This is a genomic window from Chondromyces apiculatus DSM 436 (assembly GCF_000601485.1).
GTDB lineage: Bacteria > Myxococcota_A > Polyangia > Polyangiales > Polyangiaceae > Chondromyces > Chondromyces apiculatus.
Map to the genome: position 1 here is coordinate 98,452 of NZ_ASRX01000005.1, position 17,449 is coordinate 115,900.

The following is a 17,449-nucleotide window of genomic DNA, read 5'->3' on the forward strand; positions in this document are numbered from 1 at the left end:
GTTGTTGTTTGTGTATTGGATGATGTAACGACGCTCGGATGGTTGTCAAGCGCGGGCGGCGGCGCGTGATGCGGCGCTCAAGGCGCTGGCAGCGGCCTTGTCGCGCCTCGCGGCTGTCCGGAGCCCTTGGTTCGGCTGTGCCGTCCAGAGGGCTGTGAAGGTCAGGGGCCCGCGTTCATAGGGCGCTGCGGCGGAGGAGCATGAGGAAGAGGGGGCCTCCGAGGAGCGCGGTGACGGCGCCGACGGGCAGCTCCGTGCCCAGCCACCGGAAGAGCACGCGCGCGAGGAGGTCGCACGCGGTGAGGAGGGTGGCGCCGGTGAGCAGGGAGAGGGGCAGGAGCTGCCGGTGATCGGGCCCGAGGAGGCGGCGCAGCGTGTGGGGGACGAGGAGGCCGACGAAGCCGATGAGGCCCGTGACGCTGACGATGGCGCCGACGATGCAGGAGCAGGCGAAGAAGACGCGGCGGGTGAGGGTGCGGACGTCGAGGCCGAGGGACTCCGCGGCCTCGTCTCCGAGGGCGAGGAGGTTCAGGCGGCCGGCGTCGCGGAGGAGCACCGCGGAGCCGACGACGATGTAGAGGGCGACGAAGGCGAGCGCGGCGGGGGAGGGGAGGTCGATGAACCCCACGAGCCACCGGAGGAGCTGCTGGGCGCGTGACGGGGGAACGAGGGTCTTGAGGAAGGTGATCAGGGCCGAGGCGATGGCGTTGACCATGATCCCGGCGAGGAGGATGGAGGTGCCCGTGGCCTGGCCGGGGGTGTCGCGGGCGATGGCGTAGACGAGGAGCGTGGCAGCGATGCCCCCGGCGAGGGCGGTGGCGGGGAGGAGGGCGGCGCCGAGGAGGGTGGTGGCGCCGATGCCGAGCGCGATCGGGATGGTGGCGCCGAGGGCAGCGCCGCCGGAGACGCCGAGCACGTAAGGCTCGGCGAGGGGGTTGCGCAGGAGCGCCTGGAAGGCGGTGCCGACGATGGCGAGGCCAGCGCCGGCGAGGGCGGCGAGGGCGACGCGAGGCGGGCGCACGTGGAGGAGGATGTTGCGATCGAGGCCCGGCCCCGCGACGGCACGCGCAAGGGAGACGGGCTCCGTGCCCAGGAGGATGGCCGCGACGAGGGTGAGCGCGAGGAGGAGCGTGGCCACCGCGAGCCAGAGCGCCGGAGAGCGGCGCAGGGGCGCCGGCGGGGGAAAGGTCACGCCGGATCGGTGCTCCGTGGAGAGGCGTCGTCCTGGTTGGGGATGGTGGGCGGGGCGTCGCTGGTGGTGGTCTTGCCATCGCGGGGGGTGAGGTTGCGCTCGTAGAGCAGGCGCAGGCCGGTGAGGGTGAGGTCGTCGTCGACGTGCTCGATGCTCTCGGTCTGGGGCGCGATGAGCCGGGCGAGGCCGCCGGTCGCGATGATGCGGCAGGGGTAGCCGAGCTCGCGGCGCAGGCGGCCGCAGAGGCCTTCGACGAGGCCGGCGTAGCCGTAGACGATGCCGGACTGCATGGAGTGCATGGGGTTCCTGCCGACGACCTTGGGGGGCAGGGCGATCTCGACGCGGTGGAGGCGGGCGGCGCGGGAGAAGAGGGCCTCGGCGCTGATCTGGATGCCGGGGGCGATGACGCCGCCGAGGTACTCGCCGCGCGGGGTGACGCAGTCGAAGGTGGTGGCGGTGCCGAAGTCGACGACGACGACGCCGCTGCGGGCCCACTCGAACGCAGCGACGGCGTTGACGATGCGGTCGGCGCCGACCTCGCGGGGGTTCTCGTAGAGGATGGGCATGCCGGTGCGGATGCCCGGGCCGACGACGAGGGCGTCTTGATGGAAGGCGCGTCGCACCAGGCCGACCATGGTGTCGGTGAGCGGGGGGACGACGCTGGCGATGATGGCGCTGTCGATGCGGTCGAGGTCGACGCCATGGAGGGCGAGCATCTGGCGGACGAGGACGGCGTACTCGTCGGGGGTGCGTGAGCGGGAGCTCTCGGAGCGAACGTGGTGGAGGAGGGCTTCTCCCTCGAAGACGCCAAAGCTGATGTTGGTGTTCCCGACGTCGATGGCGAGGAGCATGGGGCCGGAACTGTACACCAGGCGCGGAGGGAGGCTGGAGGGAGGTTGTGGAAGAGACCCGGTGGAGAGCGGAAAGACAGGGAGAAGAGGCAGGAATGCGGTGGGTGGCGTGAAAAAGGAGGGGGTGACGGTAGCGACGCGGTGCGGGGAGACGGCGAGCGCGCGCAGGGAAAAGAGCGCGCAGGCGAGGGGTGGCCGAGAGGAGGACGGTGGGGGTGGAAAGAAGATGGACACGTGGAGCAGAGCGTCACGGCATGGTGCAGTGCGTGGTGCAGCGGTCCGTGTGAGGTGCACGTAAATACGGAGACCGGCGATCCGAGGACTAGCCCTGGACAGACTTTGTGAGAGACAATCCCCGGCTGGAGGACGGGGTGAATCGAGCCGGCTTGCTGCGTACGAGGGTTGGCTTTGCGCTGGGAGCGCTTTGCCTGACGGCTGTCGGGGTGGTGCTGTCCGGGGGGTGTGCCCAGGGGACCGACGGGTTCGGTGAGCCCGGCGGGACCAGCAGCGGCGGCGACGGCGGCTCTGGCGGCGACGACACCGCGACGTCGACGACGTCATCCGGCCCGGGGACGGGCGGAGAAGGCGGCGCGCCCACCTCGACGACCTCGACGTCGAGCGGGATGGGCGGGCAGGGCGCCGGTTCACCTTGCGGGCCGCAAGAGCACCAGTGCGGCGGGATCTGCGTGGGGAACACGCCGACCACAGGGTGTGCGTCGAGCACGACGTGCAACGCCTGCACGCCGCCCGCGAACGGGACGGCGGTTTGCACGACGGATGGGCTGTGCGACTTCCAGTGCACGGCGCCGTACCAGAAGAACGGCGGGACCTGTCAGTGCACCAGCCAGTGCTGCAGCAACACGGATTGCTCCGGAGGGCTGGCCTGCGTGGGCGGGAGCTGCGTGTGCCAGACGCAGTGCTGCAACGACGCAATGTGCAGCAACCCCACGACAGCGTGCAGCGGCGGCACGTGCGCCTGTGACGCCAACCGCTGCTTCACGTACTGCCTCGGGATGAACCAGGTGGGTGTTTGCTTCCCGATCATCGGTTGTCAGTGCTCTTCGTAGGGCTCCGCCCAGCTCGCGCGAAACAAATTCACAAGTGAGAGGAAGCAGCCACTCCGGTTGCTGCTTCGCCGCCCCCGCCTCAGTGCCAGAAGACAGGCGCAGGTGTCGACCTCGTCGTGGTCGTTCCGTCTCCGAGCTGCCCTGACGTGTTCGATCCCCAGCACATGATCCGTCGGTCTTCCAGCAGTGCACAAGACGCGATGCTGATGAAAGAGAGCTTTGCTGCCGGAGGAAGCTCGATCTTCACGGCTGATTCCGCATCGAAAGCATCCTCGGTGCCGAGCTGGTTGAACGTGTTGTCCCCCCAGGTGTACACGTCTCCGCCGATCATGAGACCCGAGTGAGAGCCGCCGACGGTCACGCTGTCAGCTTGGGATAGATTGAGCAGCTGTGGCGTATTGTGATCCGTGGTGCTCCCCAGTCCGAGCTGGCCTTCCACATTGCTGCCCCAGCATTGTGTCGTGGCTGCTGTGCGCGCGCAGGTGTGAGCGCCTCCGCTGGCCACCTGCAGATATCCAGTCCACGCGCCGACGTGCTGCGGATTCGGAACCGTGCTCGGCGCAGCATCGCCAAGTCCGAGCGCTCCGTAGAGGTTTTCACCCCAGCACTCCAGTGTGCCATCGAGCATGAGCGAGCACGCATGCGCGAAGCCCATGGACACGTGGCGAACGCCAGTGTTGATGATCTCGGGGGCGAATGCCTGTGCGGCACTCTGGCCCATGATCGAAGACCCCGCGCCCCAGCAGTAAAGAACACCTTCAGCATTGACTGCGCACGTGTTGAGGGAGTTTGCAGATATTTGCTGGATACTGGTTACGCCCGGATCGCTGAGTCCTTCGTGAGGAGCCATGTCACCGAGTCCGAGCTGACCAAGCTCATTACCACCCCAGCAGCGCACCGTCTGATCCGATAGCAAGGCACACACGTGCGCTGTGTGATTCAAGGAGGGGTTGCTTCCGTTCGAGGTGCCGGCACCCACCGCGACCTGGAGCGCAGGGAGGGGAAGGTCGATGCGTTTGGGGGAGGTATGCACCTCCGTCTCCTCTGACGTCTCTGGCAATCGTCCCCAGCACCACACGCTGCCATCCTGGAGAATGGCGCACATGATGGAGGATAGAGGGCCCACCGAGAGGTCCACCGGGTCATTGCACGCCCCCTCCTGGCAGAACGCCGCGCACGTCACCCCGCACCCACCGCAGTTCTGCGGGTCGTCACGCGTGGCGGTCTCGCACCCCGGCGCTTCCGTGCAGTCGGCGAAGCCTTCATCGCAGGCAAATGTGCACGCCCCTCCCGCGCAGGTCGCCGCCCCGTGATCACCCCCGGGGCAATCCGCGGCCGTCCTGCAGCTCCCTGCGGGCAGCGCGTCCTCGAACTCGTCCAGCCCCAGCACCAGCCCGCAACCGGCCGCCAGTAACGCACTCCCGAGCGCCGCGCCTGCGGCCAGCCCCTTCGCCCATCGACCCATGGTGGAGGTTTACCATGGCGTTCCCGGGGTCCGCGCAGCTCCTGTCAGGAAGGCCATCCTGCGGCGTCCCCTTCCAGGCCGCTCGGATGGGTTACGCTACGCGGCCTTTCCTCCTCCCTGCTGCCCGAAGGATCTCCATGAGCCTGGTTCGCCTGCCCCGGTCCGCCCTGCGCCTGTCCGTCATCGCGCCGCTCCTTGCCACCGCGTGTGCCGGCGACGGAGCATCCGAGGGCTTCGGCGCGGACGCCGAGGCGACGCTGCGGCAGCGGTTCCCGGCGGTAGCGGTCGAGGTGCTCGATCAAGCCGAGGCCTTCGCGGAGACCGCGGAGGGGTTTGCGCCAGAGGGCAGCGTCGCGGGGAGTCCGCGCGATCTGGTGGTGGTGCTGCCGCGCGAGGGGAGCCGGGAGATCCGCTTCCAGGTCGCCGGGGGCGCCGAGGCGCGGGTGCGCGAGATCGGGGCTGTGGGCGAGGGGGCCGTGGCCGGGCGGGCGGTGGCCTACCAGCGCGCGGGCGGAACCTCGTTCTGGACCGCGGTGCCCGGGGGCGTGGAGGAGTGGCTGCACCTCGCGGCGGGCACGGTCCGGCCCGGGGAGCCCGTGGCAGCCTGGGACGTGGAGGGCGCGGAGCTGCGCGTGCGCGGCGAGGTGGTCGAGGTGCTCGACGGCGCGGGGACGCCCTGGATCGAGGTGGCGGCGCCCCGAGCCTTCGCGGCGGGTGGCCGCGCGGTGGCGGCGCGGCTCGGGGTGCGGGGGGCGCGCATCGAGCTCCACGTGGACGCGGACGGCGAAGAGATGCTGGTCGATCCCTCCTGGACACTGATCGTCAATTCACCGAACCCACCGCGCACGCAGGCGGCCGTGGTGACGCTCGCCAGCGGGCACCTGATGATGTCGGGCGGGACGGGATCGTTCGGCACCCTGGGGGACGTGAAGGACTACGATCCGGTGAGCGGCGTCTGGTCGCTCCTGTCCTCGATTCCCGGCAATGGACGGCACCGACACACGGCGACGCTCCTCTCCGACGGGCAGGTGCTGGTGGCCGGAGGCCTGAACAACAGCGCCACGCCGGCCGGCGCGTACCGCTACAACCCCTCGACCAATGGCTGGTACACCTCCGGGACCATGCTCAATGGCCGCCACGGCCACACGGCGACGCGGCTGCCCAGCGGGAGGGTGCTGGTCGTCGGCGGGAAGAGGGATCTGGGCGGTTCGGCGGCGGTGGCGTCGCTGAGCCACGCGGAGCTGTACGATCCGGTGACGACCACCTGGTCTGCGGCCGCGTCCATGGCGTCGGCACGCTCCTACCACACGGCGACGCTGCTCCCGGACGGGCGGGTGCTGGTGGCGGGTGGCCATCTCGACCCGCAAGGGTCGGACTATTACGCGCTGGTCCCGCAGTGCGAGGTGTACGACCCGGCGACGAACACCTGGTCCCCGGCGGGGACGCTCGCAGGCGGGCGCTACACCCACGACGCGGTGCTGCTCGACGACGGGCGGGTGCTGGTGGCGGGGGGCTACAACTTGGCGGGCTATCCGGGCTCGGGGACGCCGCTCGCCAGCGCGGAGCTGTACGATCCGGCGACGAACGCGTGGGCGGCTGCGGCCTCGATGGCGACGGCGCGTCGGGATGCGCCGCTCGTCAAGCTGGCCAGCGGGAACGTGCTGGCCATCGCGGGTTACGGGGCGACGTACCTCGCGAGCGTGGAGGAGTACAACCCGGCGGCCAACACCTGGATGGCCGTGCCGTCGCTGAACCGGGGGCGCTCGGGCCACACCGCAGCGGCGGTGCTGGGCGGGACGCGGGTGCTGGTCGCCAACGGGTGGGGGTTTCTGGGGAGCGGGGACACGGGATATCTGGCCGACGCGGAGCTGTACGGGCCATCCGCCGCGGGTGCTCCCTGCGCGACGGCGGGCGATTGCCTGAGCGGGTCGTGCGTGGACGGGGTCTGCTGCGCCACGGCCTGCGGCGGCGGCGCACCCGACGATTGCGTGGCCTGCAACCTGCCCGGACACGTGGGGACGTGCACGCCCCTGGCGGCGGGGACGACGTGCCGCGCGGCGACGGAGATGTGCGACGTGGCCGAGGCCTGCGACGGGGCGAGCGCAGCGTGCCCTGCGGACGGGTTCGTGGCGGCAGGGACCGTGTGCCGTGCGGCGACGGAGATGTGCGACGTGGCCGAGGCTTGCACTGGCGTGAGCGCGGCGTGCCCTGCAGACGGGCTCGCGGCAGTGGGAACCGTGTGCCGAGCGGTGGCGGGTGCGTGTGATGTCGCCGAGGCGTGTGACGGCGCGAGCATGGCTTGTCCGGTGGATGCGCTCGCGCCAGACGGCAGCCCGTGCGCAGGCGGCGTCTGTCAGGAGGGCCTCTGCGCCATGGGCACGGGCGGCAGCGGAGGCGAAGGGGGCAACGGAGGCGAGGGGGGCAACGGGGGCGGTAACGGAGGCGGAGGCGGCAGTGGCGGCAACGGCGGAGGCGGCGGAGGTAACGGAGGCAGCGGCGGCGGCAGTGGAGGTGGCGGCGCAGATGGCAGCGGTGGTGCAGGCGGCGCGGGCGGTTCCGGTGGCGCGGGAGGCGTCGTGAGTAGCTCGGGCAGCGCCGGTGGCTCCAGCGGCAGCGACGGTGACTGCGGCTGCAGGGCGGCCGGCGCACCTGGCGCGCGGTCCACGCTCGGCCCGGCGCTCGCAGCGCTCGCGTTGGCACTCGCGGGGCGCCGTCGTCGCCGCTGACCAGACCCGGACGTGTCGTTCAGATCGGAGGGAGCGCCTTCGGCGTGAACGGCTTCATCCCCGGTGGCGTGGGCGCGGACTCGTTCTTCTTCAGGATCTCGGCGAGGGCCCGGGCGAGGCGCTCGCCGTCCTCGGGGGAGGCGTTCTTCAGGGAGTAGAAGACGGCGTAGCGGTCGGTGAACGCAGGCGGCTCGGGACCATCCTCGGTCACGAGAGCGACGTCGAGGCGCACCTTGGCGCGGTCGCGGACGCAGTGCAGGCGCACGGCGCCCTCGGCGTTCACGGCCTGGATGTCGAGGACCTCGAAGTCGCCGAGGGAGGCTCCTTCGGCGAGGGGCGCGAGGATGGCGCGCTCCGCAGCACCCGCCGGCACGGGCGCTGGCGGGGCCTCGCCCGCGGCCTCGGACGACGGCGGGCGGGTGATCAACGTGCCGAGACCAGCGCCGCTGCCCAGGGCGATGGACGCAACGAAGACCGCCCTGCCGATGCCGAGGAGCGTCCACCGTGAGGCCTGCGCGTCACTCGGCATGCTCGGCGGAGCGTTCGCGGGCCCCTGCGCGTCACTCGGCATGCTCGGCGGCGTGCTCGGCGGGGCGTCGGCGGGATCTTTCGCGTCGTGGGTCATGGTCGGGTGGCCTTCGACGGGTTCAGCGGTCGCGCAGCTCGGGGTGCTGCGCGAGGAGGGCGCGCGCGATGGCCTCGGCGGCGAGCTGGTGGGCGTGCGCGTTGGGGTGGATCATGTCGCGGGAGGGCTTGAGCAGCGCCTCGATGGACTCGTCGCGGTAGGCGGCGTCGGCGAGGTCGAGGGCGATGAAGCCGTGGCGGGCAGCTTCGCCGGCCACCCTGGGGCCGATGGCGCGGTGCTCGGGGAGCGCGTCGGGGAGGAACAAGGGGAACACGGCGACCACGACGGGGAGGTGGTGGGCGTCTGCCGTGGCGCGGAGGCGATCGAAGCCGGCGACGACCACACCGTCCCAGGAGCGCGGGTCCTCGTAGAAGCCCTGGAGGAGGCCGCCGAGGGGGTCGACGCGGCCAGGGAAGGCCTTGGCGGCGGCGAAGCGGCCGGCGCTCCAGAGCAGGTGCTCGAACTTGAGGTGGCCAGGGAGGTGGTGGGAGATGGCCAGCTCGGGGTACGGGTCGTTGACGACGTAGAGAACGACGGCGGCGTCGGGGCTGAAGGGCAGGGCGCGCACGTCGAGGGCGCGGGCTTCCTGCAGGGTGTTGTAGCCGGGCACGGAGAAGTTCAGGACCTCGGTGGGGCGGCCTCCGCGGGCGTCGCGGAGGATGCGCTCGAGGGCCACGCAGGCGTTGTCGCGGGGGAGGCTGCAGTCGCCGCCCACGGAGTCGCCGAGGCAGGCGATGCGGAGGGTGCCCGGGGGCTTGTCGGTCTGGCGGGGGACGTCGAGCATGCCGCGGTCGTTGGTGGTGCCCGCGCCGCAGGAGATGCCGGGCTTCCAGTGGTAGCGAAGCACGGGATCGTCGACGAACTGGATCGCGCTGTTCGCGTAGTCGGCCTGGGCGCGCTGGGTCTCGCGGCGGACGGCCCACTCGCCGCCCGCGAGGACGAGGAGGAGGACGGCGATGGCTTCGAGGGCGCGCCGCCGGCCCGGGGTCTCGCGGGTGAGCAGCGCGGCGAGGGAGGCGGCGAGGACGAGGGCGCCGAGGGTGCGCGACTCGTCGGGGCTGACGCGGTTGACGTACAGCAGGCCGGCGCCGGCGAGGGCGAGGGCGAGGGCGAGAGCGCGGGCGGGAGTGGGTGGCCGCATGGGGATCCGGGGGTGGCCGTCGCAGCGCCGAGGTCCGTGGCGGCCGTCGGCGCGGGCTTCAGAGCGGGGTTCAGAGCGGGTAGAGGAAGGCGGCGTAAGGGGCGAGGGCACCCACGGCGGCGAGGATGGAGACGAGGAGGAGCACCAGCACGATCGGCAGCATCCACAGGCGCCGGCCGGAGAAGACGAAGCGGAACACGTCGGCGAGGAAGTGGGCGCGGCGCGGTCGGCTCATGGGCGGGGCTCCGGTTCGATCCATAGCTCACCGAGGACGAGGCCATCCAGGCCCGCGGTGCGGTAGCAGCGGCAGGCGTCGGTGGGGGTGCAGACGATGGGCTCCCCGGCGACGTTGAACGAGGTGTTCAGGAGGGCAGGGACGCCGGTGAGGGCGGCGAAGGCCTGGATGAGGGCGTGGAGGCGGGGCGCGTCGTCGGGGTGGACAGTCTGGAGCCGGGCGGTGCCGTCGACGTGGACGACGGCGGCGAGGTCTGCGCGGCGGTCGGGGCGGACGGCGCGGATCTCGGTCATCCAGGGGGAGGGGCGGGGGTCGTCGAAGTAGTCGGCGACGCGCTCGGCGAGGATGGCGGGGGCGAAGGGGCGGAACGGCTCGCGGCGCTTGATGCGGGCGTTGATGGCGTCGCGCATCTCGGCGCGGCGTGGGTCGGCGAGGATGGACCGCGCTCCGAGGGCGCGGGGACCGAACTCCATGGGGCCGTCGACCCAGCCGACGATGGCGCCGGAGGCGAGCCGCTCGGCGAGGAAGGCGTCGCCCCCGAGGTCGGCGAGGGGCCGCGCGAGGAGGTCTTCGGCGCGGGCAGCGTCGGCACACGCGGCAGGGGTGAAGGCGAGGCCCAGGTAAGGCGTGGGGCGAGGGCGCGCGGAGGAAGAGGCGCTGCGGCCCGGGGGAGGGGTGGGCCCGGAGCGGGGGGCGACGTCGGCGAGGTCGGCGCTGTCGTGGCGCGGGGCGAGGTGATGGCCGACGTAGGCTGCGCCGATGGCCGCGCCGGAGTCGCCGGGGGCGAAGGAGACGTGGAGCGGGCGCCGCGCGGCGAGGCGGGCGTTGGCGGCGCCGTTGAGCGCGACCCCGCCGCCGTAGCAGAGCGGCTTGCCCGCGGGGAAGGTGGCCTCGATGCGCAGGAGCGCCTCTTCGAGGCGGTTCTGGGCGCTGCGGGCGAGGTCGCGGTGGCGCTGGGTGAGCGGGGCTCCAGGCGCGCGGGGAGGTCCGAGGAGGACGTCGAGGGCAGGGGAGGAGAGGCGGTGGCGGCCGGCGAGGTCCAGGTAGCGGCGGTCGAGGTGGAAGGCGCCCGCGTCATCGAAGGGCAGGAGGGCCTCCATCTGCGCGGCGAAGGTGTCCTCGCCGAAGGCGGACAGGCCCATGACCTTGTACTCGCCCTCGTTCACCTCGAAGCCGAGGTGGGCCGTGATCAGGGAGTAGAAGAGGCCGAGCGAATCGGGGAAGTGGATCTCGCGCTCGGGCGTGATGCCGCTGGGCCCCGCGCACCACACGCTGGTGGTGGCCCACTCGCCCACGCCGTCAGCGACGAGGACGATGGCCTCGCCGGAGGACGAGGGCGCGCAGAACGGCGACGAGAAGTAGGCGAAGGCGGCGTGGGAGAGGTGGTGCTCGGAGAAGAGGACCTCGCCGCGGAAGCCGCCCTGCCGTTCGAGCCAGCGGCGCAGATCGATGCGGCCGTCGAGGTAGCGGGACATGCTCCGGGTGAAGGCCGCGAGGGAGCGCGGGAAGGCGCCGAGCCAGGTCTCGAGCTGGCGTTCGAGCTTGGGGAGGGTCTTCTCGTAGAAGACGACGGTGTCCACGTCGGCGGGCGAGATCCCGGCGGCGTCGAGGCAGGCCGCGATGGCGCGCGCAGGGTAGCCGTGGTCGTGCTTGATGCGCGAGAGGCGCTCCTCCTCCACGGCGAGGACGATCTCCCCGTCGCGGAGGAGGCAGGCTGCGGCGTCGTGGTAGAAGGCGGAGAGCCCGAGGACCCAGGTCGGCATCGGTCAGAAGGGCGCGCGGAGCCGCGGCAGGGTGGTGAGGTCCGGGTCGCGGCGCACGCGCCACCCGCGCGGCGGCTGGCGGCGCAGGCGCAGGGCCAGGGCGAACCAGGGGAGCAGGAGCACGTAGACGACCACGAGCAGGGTGGTCGCCACGGCGCGCCGGGTGAACGCGCTCGCGCGGCGCACGCGGGCGAGCAGCCGGGCAAAGAGGCGGGCGAGTCGGCCGCGTGAGCGCACGGGGCGAGTCTAGCGCGCGCCGTCAGCGTGTCGCGAGAAGGCTGAGCACCGCGGCGAGGAGCGCGAGGAACCCCACCCCCACCACGGCGGCGCTGGCGCGGCCCGGCGAGGAAGAGACGGCCAGGGCGAGGGGCTCCGGATCGGGGAGGCGCACCATCTCCTGCGAGGGCACCGGGCCAGGGATCAGCTCCAGGTGAAGCTGCTCGATGGGCGACGTTTCCCCGAAGGGGCGGACCAGGCGCAGCACCACCCCCCCGCCGAGGTGGGCCGGGAGGCGGACGCGCAGCACCCGTTCCGCGGGGTCGTCGGGCGTCCTCAGCGCGCCGCTGCGGCCGCAGGCATCGCAGCCTCCTCCCTCGCAGCGGGCGCAGGTGACGCGGGCAGGCGCGGTGATCTCCAGGTCGGCAGCCTCGCCCTCCCAGCCCGCCGGGACCGTCACCCGCAGGCGGCCCCGCGCACCCTCGGCCGTATCGAGGGCGCCCGTGTCGAGGATCTGGCCGAGCGCATTGCCGCCCATGTCTGTGGTCCTGCCTCAGGCAAGCCACGTTGCCAAGGGGGTCAGTCCTTCTTCGCGCCGAGACGGAGCATGCCGACCGCGACCAGCAGGCCGGAGACCATCAGGAGCATCCCACCGAGCCCACCCGGGCGGGTGCTCTCCATGAGCCCGGTGAACAGGATCCGGGTCGACTGCTCCGCTTCCGGGCCTTCGAGCTTGCCCAGGTAGGACATGACCGAGCCGATGCAGAGCCAGGTGGCGTGCACGGTGGTCACCAGCTCCAGGATGGCCATCGCCGCGATGAAGCGGAGCTGACCCAGCGCTGGCCGGTAGGCGAAGCGCCCCGAGGCGCCGATGGTGACCATGCCGAAGACCAGGATCGGCCACATCGCCCAGCCGCCTTCGATGAACACGCGAGCAATCATGATGAACCTCCGTCGGTCGTTGCTGTCGGGGTCCGGGGGCGGGCGCGGCACATCCGCGGTTGGCCCTGGACGTCGGGAGCTGGCCTCGTCGGCCATGCTACCCACCCCAGCGCTGGGCCCGCGGAGGTGTGACCGAAAATCTTTTCTTGTCACACCGGGGCGGCTGGCGCGTTCTGGGGGGCGTGAGCTCTCAGGAAAGCGCTCCGGCGGTCAGGGAGGACCCGCCTCCCGGGAAGGGACGCGAGGACGTGGTGCGCGCAGACGTGGTGCGCGCAGACGCGGCGCTCGTCGCTGGCCTCCGCCGCCGCGATCCACGCGCCTTCGACGAGGTCTACACGCGCTACCAGGGCCGCATCTGGAGCTTCCTCGTGCGGCTCGCCGGCCGCCGCGACGTCGCCGAGGATCTGGTCCAGGAGACGTGGATGCAGGTAGCCCGCTACGCGGAGCGCCTCGACGAGAACACCGACCTGCGCGCGTGGCTGTTCACCGTGGCGCGCAACCGCCACCGCAGCCACCGCCGCTGGGCCTTGCTCGGGTGGGCGCGCAGCGAGCCGATGGACGTGGAGCCCGAGGACCCCGGGCCTGATCTGGAGGACACCACCGCCGCGCGCGCCGAGGTGGCCCTGGTCCACGAGGGGCTCCAGGCGATCGGCGCGGCTCACCGGGAGGTGCTGCTGCTCTCCGCGGTGGAGGGGTTCGATGCGCCCCAGGTGGCCGCGGTGATCGGGATCCGCGAAGATGCAGCGCGCAAGCGGTTGTCACGGGCGCGGGCGGAGCTTGCGGCATGGCTCGAGACGCGCGAGGCTGGGAAACGCAACGAGATCCAGGGAGTACGCCGATGAGATCGACCGAAGATCCGATCCTGAACGACCTGGCCGCCTTGCCCGAGGTGCCACGCGATGCTGCGGCCGCAGAGGCGCTCCGCCGACGCGCGCGGCTCGTGCTCGTCGGCGAGGCGTCGGAGCCGAACCCGCTCTTCGTGCGACTCTCGTTCGCCTGGTCGGCCGCGGTTCTGCCCGCACTGCTCCTCGGCTTCGGCACCGCGTACGCCTGGGCCTCGACGCGCCTCCTGGAGCAGATCTTTCTGGCCTGAAATTCACGCCCTCCGGCGCGCCCCGCTTGCGCTGCCGGTCGGGAGGCGCAGATCTCTCCTGTGCAGAGTTTCCCCCGCATGAGACCCACCGCTTCGCGCGTGATCACCACGACTGCCAGCACCGCCAGCGCCGTCAGCGCTCTTGCCTTGCTGATCGCTGGCTGCTCGCCGAGCTACGTCTACCTCCCCACGGAGCAGCTCACGGCCGTGGTGGGCGGCCAGCCCGCGGCCCGCTACGCCATCCCGCCCGAGGCGCCCACGGGCGACGTGCGCGTGCACTCCTACGGCGTGGTCGAGCTGGATGTGGCGGGGGAGGACGGCGACGAGGACGAGATCTCCGCGCTGCACGTGGAGCTGTGGGTCTCCCACGACGCCGGGACCCGGCCCTGGACCCTCGACACCAGTGCCGTGCGCGTGGAGCTGCGCCGCGAGGACGGGGCCCGCCCCACCGCGCTCGCCGCAGGGTCCACGCACTTGCCCGTGGTGGAGATCCCGACCGGCGAGCAGCGCTTCGTGGAGATGATGTTCCCGCTCCCCGAGGACGTGGAGGACGCCGACGCGCTCCCGGCCTTCGACGTCCTCTGGCAGGTCAAGACCGAGACCCGCGTCATCGCCGAGCGGACGCCCTTCGAGCGCATCCGCGTGCAGACGCCGCCCGCAGGCCCCGCCTGGTCCTACTCGTACGGCTACGGCCACGGCTGGTGGTACGACCCGTTCTGGCGGCCCGGGGGCGCCCTCGGCGCAGGGCGAGGCGTGGTGTTCATGAGCCGGGAGACCATCCTCCAACCCCACATCCGCACGACCCCGGTGCGCCCGGCGGCGCCCTTCCGGCGCTGACCCATCAGCCGCCGTCACCGCCCCGTCAGCCGTCGTCCCCCCCCCTCCGTCACCGCCCCGTCACGGCCCCCGCCCCTTCCTCGCTCAGCCGCTTCACGTGCGCCAGCACCCGGCCGTGGATCCGGTGCAGCAGCTCGTCGCTCCACGCCTTCCAGTAGAGGGCGGGGAACAGGGAGAGCGTGTACCAGGTGCTCCCTTCGAGCCGCGTCCTGCCTCCGGGAAGCGCGATCAGCCGGAACTCTCCCCGCTGCGAGCGCAGGCCGCTGTCGAGGTGCGGCGGGTGGACGTGCCGGAACGGGCTCCACTCCTTCATGGACGGCGGCTGCGCGCTGACGTCGAAGGCCAGCCGTCGCGGCGGCTCCCAGGCCGTGATGGGCTCCACGAACGGACCCGTCGAGAACTCGCAGTACCGCACCGCGCCCACGCCTTCGCCCTCGATGCGCGCCCGCATGGGGTAGGAGATCCCGGTGCTGAACACCCACTCTGCCGGCGGGGGCAGCTCGCTGAACCCGATCACGTTCGGCCACACCGCCTCGGGCGGCGCCTCGATCTCGATGGCGCTCCGCACCTCGTGCACGGGCAAGGACCCCACCTGCGCCTCCACCCCCGCGATGCCCGGCAGGGCCAGCATCATCGCCGCCGTGTGCTGGATCGGCGTCCGGGTCCGCGTCGCCACCGCGCGGCCGATGAGCGCCCCGAGGAGGGCGATCACCATCGCGATCGGAACCGCCATGACCAGGCAGATGATGCCCTCCAGCGCGAAGAGAAGCAGCGCCGTGCCCGCGATGAGCGTGCTCGCGACCGCCACCAGCAGCGTGTTCCCCGTGGGGCGCGGCGCTGGCCGGTTGAAGAGGTACGCGCTCACGGCGCCCATCACGAAGGGCGTCATGAAGAACAGGGTCATGCCGTAGGTCCCGAGCCCGTAGACCGACAGGAACACCATCGACAGCCCCACCCCCACGGCGGCGGCCACCCCGAGCAGCGCGGCCCGGAGGCCGATGTCGACCTGCAGAGGCACCTCTGGCTGTTCCCCTGGCGCCCTGAACACCGTGGTGGGGCGCGGACTCCACGTGGCTCCCCCCTTGGAAGGGAAGGCGGCGAGCCCGATCATCACCAGGAAGTTCAGGAAGGGCACCAGGAACCCGATCCCCACCCACGCCGAGGCCCCCACGTCGACCGCGCGGCGCACGCTCATGCTCGCCCCGATCCACATGAAGGGCAGCGTCATCACGGCGAGCACCGCGAACAGCCACGACGGGGCGTCGCGGATCTCGGCGAGGCGCATGGAGATGATGGGGTTCAGGTAGTCGAACGGTCTCCAGACCACGCCGGTGACCGCGTAGACCAGCCCCACATCGAGCAGGTACTTGAGCGCCATCAACCCGACGCCGGTGAGCAGGTAAGGCTTCCGGCCCACCGCATCCGTGAAGCCGAACCACAGGCGCAGCACCCCACGCGCGCCGCCGGGCCGCGGCTCGTTCGTAGGTCGGGACTCGCGTCGCGGCCCGCCCGGAGACGGAAGGACATGCTCGCTCATGGTCGCAACGTACCGGCACCGTCGCGCGGTGAGCAAGGCCGTGAGGGAGCGCCCTACCCCGTGGCCACGCGCGTCATGCGCGCTGCGGCGCGCCGCGACGGGGATCAACGCCTCGGACCCCCTTCGACCCTCTGGACCAGGACCCGCCTCTCCTGCACCCTGGCGCCATGTCCGAACGACAGCGCCCAGGCGTACGCCCGGGGACCCTCTTCCGGCCTCGTTCCCTCGTTCACCACGGCGCCCTCGCCGCGCTCCTCGGCCTCCTCGCCGTGGCGCAGCCCGCGACCGCGGCGCAGCCCGCCTCGGCTACGACGCCCGCCTCGGCGGCGAAGCCCGCGCCAGCGCCAGCGCCCGCCGCGAAGCCCGCGCCTGCTGCAGCAGCCGCAGCTCCTGCCGCCGCGCAGGCTGCGCCTCCCGCGAAGCCCATCGAGGTGAGCCTCCCCTTCGAGAAGTACGTCCTCGCGAACGGCCTCGAGGTCATCCTCCACGAGGACCACCGCACGCCCCTCGTCGCGGTGAACGTCTGGTACCACGTCGGCTCCAAGGACGAGGCGCGGGGCCGGAACGGCTTCGCCCACCTCTTCGAGCACGTGATGTTCCAGGGCTCGAAGAACGTCGGCGAGGACCAGTTCTTCAAGTACCTGGAGCGCGCCGGCGCCAGCGAGCGCAACGGCACCACCAACTCCGACCGCACCAACTACTTCGAGACGGTCCCCACGAACCAGCTCGCCCTCGTGCTCTGGCTGGAGAGCGACAGGATGGGGACCCTCCTCGACCACGCCGACGAGGAGACCTTCAAGAGCCAGCGCGACGTCGTCAAGAACGAGCGCCGCCAGAACTACGAGAACGCACCTTACGGCCTCCTCCCGCAGTTCATCGACGCCGCCCTCTACCCCGAGACGCACCCCTACCACCTGCTCACCATCGGCACGCCCCAGGACCTGGACGCGGCCACCATGGAAGACGTGCGCGGCTTCTTCCGCACCTACTACGTCCCCGGCAACGCCACCCTCTCCATCTCCGGCGACATCGACAAGGCGAAGACCAAGCAGCTCGTCGAGAAGTACTTCAGCACCCTCAAGGGCGGGCCCAAGCCCGCCGTGAAGGCCACGCCCGACGCCGGCGACCTCGCCACCGAGAAGCGCCTCGCCGTGGAGGCCGACGTCGAGCTGCCCCGGGTGCAGGTCTCCTGGGTGACGCCCGCCTTCTTCGCCAAGGGCGACGCCGAGCTGGACCTCGTGGCCCAGGTCCTCGCCACGGGCAAGTCGAGCCGCCTCTACAAGCGCCTCGTCCATGACCTCCAGATCGCGCAGGAGGTGAACGCCTGGCAGGCATCGAGCCAGCTCGCGAGCGACTTCAACGTCTCCGTCACCCTCAAGAAGGGGGAGTCGCCCGAGAAGGCGCTCCAGATCGTCGACGAGGAGCTGGCCAGGCTCCGCAAGGAAGCGCCCACCGAGGACGAGGTGACGCGGGCCCGCGCGCGCACCCTCTCCGGCATGGTCTTCCGCATGGAGAGCGTCACCGCCCGCGCGGACTCGTTCAACATGTACAACCACTACACCGGCGATCCCGGCTTCTTCAGCAAGGACCTGGCGCGCTACGAGAAGGTCACGCCTGCCGACCTGCAGCAGGCGGCAGCCACGATGTTGCCCGTGAACCGCCGCGTCGTCGCCGTGGTGACCCCGACCAAGGGCGCGCCCCGTGCCGGGCGCCTCGTCACCGCTCCCGCCGCCACTGCCACGAGCTCGGGGAAATGAGC

At 71.8% G+C, this 17,449-nt stretch carries 17 protein-coding genes; 6 read left to right on the forward strand and 11 right to left on the reverse strand.

The genetic code is table 11. From position 1 onward, the window contains the following. Positions 1-175: 175 nt before the first annotated feature. Both CAP_RS03515 and CAP_RS03520 read right to left on the reverse strand, forming a co-directional pair. Positions 176-1,192: a FecCD family ABC transporter permease gene (locus CAP_RS03515; protein WP_231511064.1), complete on the reverse strand. Its 1,017-nt coding sequence runs from the start codon at positions 1,190-1,192 to the stop codon at positions 176-178. Next, a complete protein-coding gene (locus CAP_RS03520) occupies positions 1,189-2,043 on the reverse strand; it encodes a type III pantothenate kinase (RefSeq protein ID WP_081864529.1) in 855 nt (284 codons plus the stop codon). Before CAP_RS03520 ends, CAP_RS03515 begins: the two co-directional genes overlap by 4 nt. Before the next feature lie 443 nt (positions 2,044-2,486). Here CAP_RS03520 and CAP_RS49820 point away from each other — a divergent pair, with 443 nt between their 5' ends. Then, complete coding sequence (locus CAP_RS49820; protein WP_156040461.1) at positions 2,487-3,110, forward strand: hypothetical protein; 624 nt, start codon at positions 2,487-2,489, stop codon at positions 3,108-3,110. 79 nt (positions 3,111-3,189) lie between these two features. Here the strand turns inward: CAP_RS49820 and CAP_RS49825 are convergent, their stop codons facing one another. Next, a complete protein-coding gene (locus tag CAP_RS49825) occupies positions 3,190-4,575 on the reverse strand; it encodes an RCC1 domain-containing protein (protein ID WP_156040462.1) in 1,386 nt (461 codons plus the stop codon). Between the two features lie 137 nt (positions 4,576-4,712). Between CAP_RS49825 and CAP_RS43665 the strand changes: the two genes are divergently transcribed. Further along, the gene (locus CAP_RS43665; protein ID WP_052374075.1) at positions 4,713-7,301 is read left to right on the forward strand and encodes a Kelch repeat-containing protein; all 2,589 of its coding nucleotides are present in this window, start codon (positions 4,713-4,715) and stop codon (positions 7,299-7,301) included. A gap of 19 nt (positions 7,302-7,320) precedes the next feature. Here the strand turns inward: CAP_RS43665 and CAP_RS03540 are convergent, their stop codons facing one another. The 7 genes from CAP_RS03540 to CAP_RS03565 all read right to left on the reverse strand — a co-directional run bounded on the left by CAP_RS03540 (position 7,321) and on the right by CAP_RS03565 (position 12,223). Further along, positions 7,321-7,926 (reverse strand): hypothetical protein, encoded by a 606-nt coding sequence (locus tag CAP_RS03540; protein WP_044236089.1) that lies wholly within the window; start codon positions 7,924-7,926, stop codon positions 7,321-7,323. Between the two features lie 22 nt (positions 7,927-7,948). Further along, the gene (locus CAP_RS03545; RefSeq protein ID WP_044236090.1) at positions 7,949-9,067 is read right to left on the reverse strand and encodes an SGNH/GDSL hydrolase family protein; all 1,119 of its coding nucleotides are present in this window, start codon (positions 9,065-9,067) and stop codon (positions 7,949-7,951) included. Between the two features lie 70 nt (positions 9,068-9,137). After that, positions 9,138-9,302 (reverse strand): DUF5989 family protein, encoded by a 165-nt coding sequence (locus CAP_RS49830; RefSeq protein ID WP_156040463.1) that lies wholly within the window; start codon positions 9,300-9,302, stop codon positions 9,138-9,140. Further along, positions 9,299-11,065 carry a carbamoyltransferase family protein gene (locus tag CAP_RS03550; RefSeq protein ID WP_044236091.1) on the reverse strand — a complete coding sequence of 589 codons (1,767 nt, stop codon included), beginning with the start codon at positions 11,063-11,065 and terminating at the stop codon, positions 9,299-9,301. Before CAP_RS03550 ends, CAP_RS49830 begins: the two co-directional genes overlap by 4 nt. A gap of 3 nt (positions 11,066-11,068) precedes the next feature. Continuing rightward, a complete protein-coding gene (locus CAP_RS03555; RefSeq protein WP_044236092.1) occupies positions 11,069-11,302 on the reverse strand; it encodes a hypothetical protein in 234 nt (77 codons plus the stop codon). A 22-nt stretch (positions 11,303-11,324) separates the two neighbouring features. Next, on the reverse strand, positions 11,325-11,819 hold the full coding sequence (locus tag CAP_RS03560; protein ID WP_044236093.1) for a hypothetical protein: 495 nt from the start codon (positions 11,817-11,819) through the stop codon (positions 11,325-11,327). A 41-nt stretch (positions 11,820-11,860) separates the two neighbouring features. Next, on the reverse strand, positions 11,861-12,223 hold the full coding sequence (locus CAP_RS03565) for a hypothetical protein (protein ID WP_044236094.1): 363 nt from the start codon (positions 12,221-12,223) through the stop codon (positions 11,861-11,863). Positions 12,224-12,471: 248 nt separating this feature from the next. On the opposite strand from CAP_RS03565, the gene CAP_RS03570 reads away from it, so the two are divergent. From CAP_RS03570 to CAP_RS03580, 3 genes are all read left to right on the forward strand, one after another. Continuing rightward, complete coding sequence (locus CAP_RS03570) at positions 12,472-13,065, forward strand: RNA polymerase sigma factor (protein WP_044236095.1); 594 nt, start codon at positions 12,472-12,474, stop codon at positions 13,063-13,065. Further along, a complete protein-coding gene (locus CAP_RS03575) occupies positions 13,062-13,316 on the forward strand; it encodes a hypothetical protein (RefSeq protein ID WP_044236096.1) in 255 nt (84 codons plus the stop codon). Before CAP_RS03570 ends, CAP_RS03575 begins: the two co-directional genes overlap by 4 nt. A gap of 78 nt (positions 13,317-13,394) precedes the next feature. Then, complete coding sequence (locus tag CAP_RS03580; protein WP_044236097.1) at positions 13,395-14,153, forward strand: hypothetical protein; 759 nt, start codon at positions 13,395-13,397, stop codon at positions 14,151-14,153. A gap of 49 nt (positions 14,154-14,202) precedes the next feature. Here the strand turns inward: CAP_RS03580 and CAP_RS03585 are convergent, their stop codons facing one another. Then, positions 14,203-15,690 carry a DUF805 domain-containing protein gene (locus tag CAP_RS03585; protein ID WP_156040464.1) on the reverse strand — a complete coding sequence of 496 codons (1,488 nt, stop codon included), beginning with the start codon at positions 15,688-15,690 and terminating at the stop codon, positions 14,203-14,205. Positions 15,691-15,857: 167 nt separating this feature from the next. Between CAP_RS03585 and CAP_RS03590 the strand changes: the two genes are divergently transcribed. Continuing rightward, positions 15,858-17,447, forward strand: a complete 1,590-nt coding sequence (locus tag CAP_RS03590) for a M16 family metallopeptidase (RefSeq protein ID WP_052374078.1) — start codon at positions 15,858-15,860, stop codon at positions 17,445-17,447. Positions 17,448-17,449 lie beyond the last annotated feature (2 nt).

Bases quoted from the DNA above. Each gene is read 5' to 3' on its own strand.
- CAP_RS03575 (WP_044236096.1), top strand. From the start codon at position 13,062: ATGAGATCGACCGAAGATCCGATCCTGAACGACCTGGCCGCCTTGCCC.
- CAP_RS49825 (WP_156040462.1), bottom strand. From the start codon at position 4,575: ATGGGTCGATGGGCGAAGGGGCTGGCCGCAGGCGCGGCGCTCGGGAGT.
- CAP_RS43665 (WP_052374075.1), top strand. From the start codon at position 4,713: ATGAGCCTGGTTCGCCTGCCCCGGTCCGCCCTGCGCCTGTCCGTCATC.
- CAP_RS49830 (WP_156040463.1), bottom strand. From the start codon at position 9,302: ATGAGCCGACCGCGCCGCGCCCACTTCCTCGCCGACGTGTTCCGCTTC.
- CAP_RS03550 (WP_044236091.1), bottom strand. From the start codon at position 11,065: ATGCCGACCTGGGTCCTCGGGCTCTCCGCCTTCTACCACGACGCCGCA.
- CAP_RS03520 (WP_081864529.1), bottom strand. From the start codon at position 2,043: ATGCTCCTCGCCATCGACGTCGGGAACACCAACATCAGCTTTGGCGTC.
- CAP_RS03590 (WP_052374078.1), top strand. From the start codon at position 15,858: ATGTCCGAACGACAGCGCCCAGGCGTACGCCCGGGGACCCTCTTCCGG.
- CAP_RS03560 (WP_044236093.1), bottom strand. From the start codon at position 11,819: ATGGGCGGCAATGCGCTCGGCCAGATCCTCGACACGGGCGCCCTCGAT.
- CAP_RS03540 (WP_044236089.1), bottom strand. From the start codon at position 7,926: ATGACCCACGACGCGAAAGATCCCGCCGACGCCCCGCCGAGCACGCCG.
- CAP_RS03585 (WP_156040464.1), bottom strand. From the start codon at position 15,690: ATGAGCGAGCATGTCCTTCCGTCTCCGGGCGGGCCGCGACGCGAGTCC.
- CAP_RS03565 (WP_044236094.1), bottom strand. From the start codon at position 12,223: ATGATTGCTCGCGTGTTCATCGAAGGCGGCTGGGCGATGTGGCCGATC.
- CAP_RS03545 (WP_044236090.1), bottom strand. From the start codon at position 9,067: ATGCGGCCACCCACTCCCGCCCGCGCTCTCGCCCTCGCCCTCGCCCTC.
- CAP_RS03580 (WP_044236097.1), top strand. From the start codon at position 13,395: ATGAGACCCACCGCTTCGCGCGTGATCACCACGACTGCCAGCACCGCC.